This window comes from Escherichia sp. WS1450 (genome assembly GCF_046487395.1).
GTDB lineage: Bacteria > Pseudomonadota > Gammaproteobacteria > Enterobacterales > Enterobacteriaceae > Escherichia > Escherichia coli.
The window spans coordinates 1-4,443 of the sequence record NZ_JBJQJO010000073.1 but is presented as its reverse complement, the minus strand read 5'-3'; the positions used below and the strand labels follow the sequence as shown (position 1 = coordinate 4,443).

4 protein-coding genes, 4 tRNA genes and 1 rRNA gene are annotated in these 4,443 nt (G+C 47.8%); 1 reads left to right on the top strand and 8 read right to left on the bottom strand.

What is annotated here, in order from left to right:
* The 5 genes from ACJHYR_RS27040 to ACJHYR_RS27020 form a co-directional block, all read right to left on the bottom strand.
* Positions 1 to 321: GTP-binding protein (locus ACJHYR_RS27040; RefSeq protein ID WP_000031694.1), on the bottom strand; the 321-nt coding region annotated here is incomplete at its 3' end.
* A gap of 114 nt (positions 322 to 435) precedes the next feature.
* Positions 436 to 511: transfer RNA gene (locus ACJHYR_RS27035), tRNA-Thr, on the bottom strand.
* A 6-nt stretch (positions 512 to 517) separates the two neighbouring features.
* Positions 518 to 592: transfer RNA gene (locus tag ACJHYR_RS27030), tRNA-Gly, on the bottom strand.
* Between the two features lie 116 nt (positions 593 to 708).
* A tRNA-Tyr gene (locus ACJHYR_RS27025) sits at positions 709 to 793 on the bottom strand.
* An 8-nt stretch (positions 794 to 801) separates the two neighbouring features.
* Positions 802 to 877 (bottom strand) — tRNA-Thr (locus ACJHYR_RS27020).
* 361 nt (positions 878 to 1,238) lie between these two features.
* Between ACJHYR_RS27020 and coaA the strand changes: the two genes are divergently transcribed.
* On the top strand, positions 1,239 to 2,189 hold the full coding sequence (gene coaA / locus ACJHYR_RS27015) for a type I pantothenate kinase (protein ID WP_000023085.1): 951 nt from the start codon (positions 1,239 to 1,241) through the stop codon (positions 2,187 to 2,189).
* A 31-nt stretch (positions 2,190 to 2,220) separates the two neighbouring features.
* Here coaA and birA read toward each other — a convergent pair whose 3' ends face one another.
* The 3 genes from birA to rrf form a co-directional block, all read right to left on the bottom strand.
* Positions 2,221 to 3,183, bottom strand: a complete 963-nt coding sequence (birA, locus tag ACJHYR_RS27010) for a bifunctional biotin--[acetyl-CoA-carboxylase] ligase/biotin operon repressor BirA (protein WP_000654623.1) — start codon at positions 3,181 to 3,183, stop codon at positions 2,221 to 2,223.
* Positions 3,180 to 4,208 (bottom strand): UDP-N-acetylmuramate dehydrogenase, encoded by a 1,029-nt coding sequence (gene murB, locus ACJHYR_RS27005; RefSeq protein ID WP_072837637.1) that lies wholly within the window; start codon positions 4,206 to 4,208, stop codon positions 3,180 to 3,182. The genes birA and murB overlap by 4 nt, the downstream gene beginning before the upstream one ends.
* Before the next feature lie 136 nt (positions 4,209 to 4,344).
* Positions 4,345 to 4,443, bottom strand: a 5S ribosomal RNA gene (rrf, locus tag ACJHYR_RS27000); the annotation flags it as partial.

The window sequence follows — 4,443 nt, the reverse complement described above, 5'->3', positions numbered from 1 at the left end:
AGCAACTACCAGGATCGCGCCGTCCATCTGAGCAGCACCGGTGATCATGTTTTTAACATAGTCGGCGTGCCCCGGGCAGTCTACGTGTGCGTAGTGACGGGTCGGGGTGTCGTATTCAACGTGAGAAGTGTTGATGGTGATACCACGAGCTTTTTCTTCCGGCGCGTTATCGATCTGGTCGAATGCGCGAGCAGCACCGCCGTAGGTTTTAGCCAGTACGGTAGTGATTGCAGCGGTCAGCGTTGTTTTACCATGGTCAACGTGGCCGATAGTACCGACGTTAACGTGCGGTTTTGTACGTTCAAACTTTTCTTTAGACATCGATTGTCCCTCTAAGACACGGATAAATCGGTGATATCACCACATCAACCAGGCAACATGCCCGACTTGTTGAATGCAATAAACAGAAGGAAAAAACAGGAAGGAGAAAAGAAGTGGTGCTGATAGGCAGATTCGAACTGCCGACCTCACCCTTACCAAGGGTGCGCTCTACCAACTGAGCTATATCAGCACATCTTGGAGCGGGCAGCGGGAATCGAACCCGCATCATCAGCTTGGAAGGCTGAGGTAATAGCCATTATACGATGCCCGCATCCTGGAACTCGGCTACCTGATTTTCATTCTGCACTGAATATCGAGAGAAGCTCTCTTTATTCGAGCCGGTAAGCGAACTTATCGTCTCGGGCTACGCCATCGCGTGGCCGAAATTGGTGGTGGGGGAAGGATTCGAACCTTCGAAGTCTGTGACGGCAGATTTACAGTCTGCTCCCTTTGGCCGCTCGGGAACCCCACCGGACTTGATGGTGCCGACTACCGGAATCGAACTGGTGACCTACTGATTACAAGTCAGTTGCTCTACCTACTGAGCTAAGTCGGCATCAAGTAGCGCGCATTCTATGGAGACATGCGAGTTCATGCAACTAAAAAATTGCATAATTTGTTTTATTGGTCACATTTTATGCGACGCGATGAAGAAACAGCCGAACGGAGGGCAGATTAGCACACTTTTTCAACATCATTGTGCTCAACAATGCGCTCCTGCTAAACCATAATTCTTTTTATCAGATGGAATATCTGTCACATTGCTTTTCAACGATAGCTTCCTAGGAGAGATTTTTTCTTATTATTCCTCCCCATCTGGTGTTACCCTCCTGCCCATTAACCCATTCAACAGAACTGTGACGCGCCATGGCAAATATCGCTTTGCCGATAGAGCTATGACCGCCAGAAACATGCTTATGAGTATAAAAGAGCAAACGTTAATGACGCCTTACCTACAGTTTGACCGCAACCAGTGGGCAGCTCTGCGTGATTCCGTACCTATGACGTTATCGGAAGATGAGATCGCCCGTCTCAAAGGTATTAATGAAGATCTCTCGTTAGAAGAAGTTGCCGAGATCTATTTACCTCTGTCACGTTTGCTGAACTTCTATATAAGCTCGAATCTGCGCCGTCAGGCAGTTCTGGAACAGTTTCTTGGTACCAACGGGCAACGCATTCCTTACATTATCAGTATTGCTGGTAGTGTCGCTGTGGGGAAAAGTACAACCGCCCGTGTATTGCAGGCGCTATTAAGCCGTTGGCCGGAACATCGTCGTGTTGAACTGATCACGACTGATGGCTTCCTTCACCCTAATCAGGTACTGAAAGAACGTGGTCTGATGAAGAAGAAAGGCTTCCCGGAATCGTATGATATGCATCGCCTGGTGAAGTTTGTTTCCGATCTCAAATCCGGCGTGCCAAACGTTACAGCACCTGTTTACTCGCATCTTATTTATGATGTGATCCCGGATGGAGATAAAACGGTTGTTCAGCCTGATATTTTAATTCTTGAAGGGTTAAATGTCTTACAGAGCGGGATGGATTATCCACACGATCCACATCATGTATTTGTTTCTGATTTTGTCGATTTTTCGATATATGTTGATGCACCGGAAGACTTACTTCAGACGTGGTATATCAACCGTTTCCTGAAATTCCGCGAAGGGGCTTTTACAGACCCGGATTCCTATTTTCATAACTACGCGAAATTAACTAAAGAAGAAGCGATTAATACTGCCATGACGTTGTGGAAAGAGATCAACTGGCTGAACTTAAAGCAAAATATTCTACCTACTCGCGAGCGCGCCAGTTTAATCCTGACGAAAAGTGCTAATCATGCGGTAGAAGAGGTCAGGCTACGCAAATAATTTTCAGGGGAGCTAATGCTCCCCTATCTTATTATTCCGCACTACGCAGGGATATTTCACCGCCCATCCAGGGTTTTATTATTCCATCCTGCTCAAGCAATAAAGCGCCCTGTTTGTCTATTCCGCGTGAAATGCCAAATATTTCTTTATCACCAATGATAAGTTTCACTGGGCGATTAATAAAATTATCCAACTTTTCCCAGCGCGAAAGATAAGGTGCCAATCCTTCTTGCTCGAAGAGTTCCAGCGCCGCGCGTAATTCACGTATCAGCATGGCCGCCAACGTATTACGATCGAGATTGATCCCGGCTTCCTGCAGCGTGATCCACCCTTGATTAACGACACTCTCTTCAACACGACGCATTGCCATGTTGATCCCTGCACCAATGACTATTTGCGCCGCATCGCCGGTTTTGCCAGTTAGCTCCACAAGAATGCCTGCCAGCTTGCGATCCTGCAGATAGAGGTCATTAGGCCATTTAACACGAACTTTATCTGCACCCAGCTTGCGTAATACTTCCGCCATCACGATACCGATAACCAGACTTAAACCAATCGCCGCCGCCGGGCCTTGCTCCAGACGCCAGAACATCGACAAATATAAGTTTGCGCCAAAAGGCGAAAACCATTTCCGCCCCCGGCGACCACGGCCAGCCTGCTGGTATTCTGCAACACAGGCATCGCCAGATTTAAGCTCTCCGATGCGGTCCAGGAGATACTGATTCGTGGAGTCAATAACTGGCAGCACGGCTACACTGCCGTCATCCAGCTGACTCAATATCTGTTCAGCATTAAGTAACTGGATTGGCTCGGGCAAGCTGTATCCTTTACCCGGAACAGTAAATACATCAACGCCCCAGTCACGCAGTGTCTGAATGTGTTTATTAATAGCCGCCCGGCTCATTCCCAGCGTTTCACCCAACTGCTCGCCAGAGTGAAATTCACCGTTCGCTAATAGGGCGATCAATTTCAGTGGCACGGTGTTATCCTTCATGAAATTGTCTCCACTGCGCTCACTTCACCTGATGCACCAATAAAGCGGACTTCAGGCTCAAGCCAGACATTAAATTTTTCACCCACTTTTTGTCTTACATGGTGTGCCAGTTGCACCACATCTTCGCTTTTTGCATTGTCTTCATTAATGAGAACTAACGCCTGTTGACGGTGCACCGCAGCCCCACCCATTTGCATCCCTTTTAGCTGGCACTGATCGATAAGCCAACCTGCTGCCAGTTTTACTGAACCATCCGCCTGGGGATAATTTGGTGCTGTTGGAAATTGTGCCAGTAATGCTTTAGCCGTTTCGGCAGATACAACAGGGTTTTTGAAGAAACTACCGGCATTGCCATTCACTTTTGGGTCAGGAAGTTTGGTGGTGCGCATATGACACACCGCATCAAATACTTGCTGTGGCGTTATTGTTGTAGGATCCAGACGAGTTAAGTCACCATACGTTAGTACAGGTTGCCACTCTTTTGGCAGACGCAGACCTACGGCTACAATGGCGAAGCGATCCTGGTATTCATGTTTAAAAATACTGTCGCGATAGCCAAAACGGCACTCTTTGGCAGTTAAGCGCACTTGCTTGCCTGTCGCCAGTTCAACACAATCAACATAAGCGCAAACTCGCTGTAATTCTACGCCATAAGCACCAATATTCTGGATAGGTGATGAGCCGACACAACCAGGAATTAATGCCAGATTTTCCAGACCAGGCATACCTTTCTGCAAAGTGTATTTTACCAGGCGATGCCAGTTTTCTCCGGCTCCTACATGTAAATACCACGCATCAGGTTCATCATGAATTTCGATACCTTTGATCCGGTTGATGATCACCGTGCCGCGATAGTCTTCCAGAAAAAGTACATTACTTCCTTCACCCAGAATAAGAACGTGTTGTCCTTCTGCGGTTGCATGCTGCCAGGCATTGAGTAGTTGTTGTTCGTCTTCGGCACATACAATGTGCTGAGCATTATGATCAATGCCAAATGTGTTCCAGGGTTTTAAGGAGTGGTTCATAGCTGCTTTCCTGATGCAAAAACGAGGCTAGTTTACCGTATCTGCGGGGGGATGGCTTGTAGATATGATGACAGGAAGAGTTTGTAGAAACGCAAAAAGGCCCAGTCTTCCGACTGAGCCTTCTGCTAAATTTGATGCCTGGCAGTTCCCTACTCTCGCATGGGGAGACCCCACACTACCATCGGCGCTACGGCGTTTCACTTCTGAGTTCGGCATGGGGTCAGGTGGGACCACC

Bases quoted from the DNA above. Each gene is read 5' to 3' on its own strand.
- coaA (WP_000023085.1), top strand. From the start codon at position 1,239: ATGAGTATAAAAGAGCAAACGTTAATGACGCCTTACCTACAGTTTGAC.
- birA (WP_000654623.1), bottom strand. From the start codon at position 3,183: ATGAAGGATAACACCGTGCCACTGAAATTGATCGCCCTATTAGCGAAC.
- murB (WP_072837637.1), bottom strand. From the start codon at position 4,208: ATGAACCACTCCTTAAAACCCTGGAACACATTTGGCATTGATCATAAT.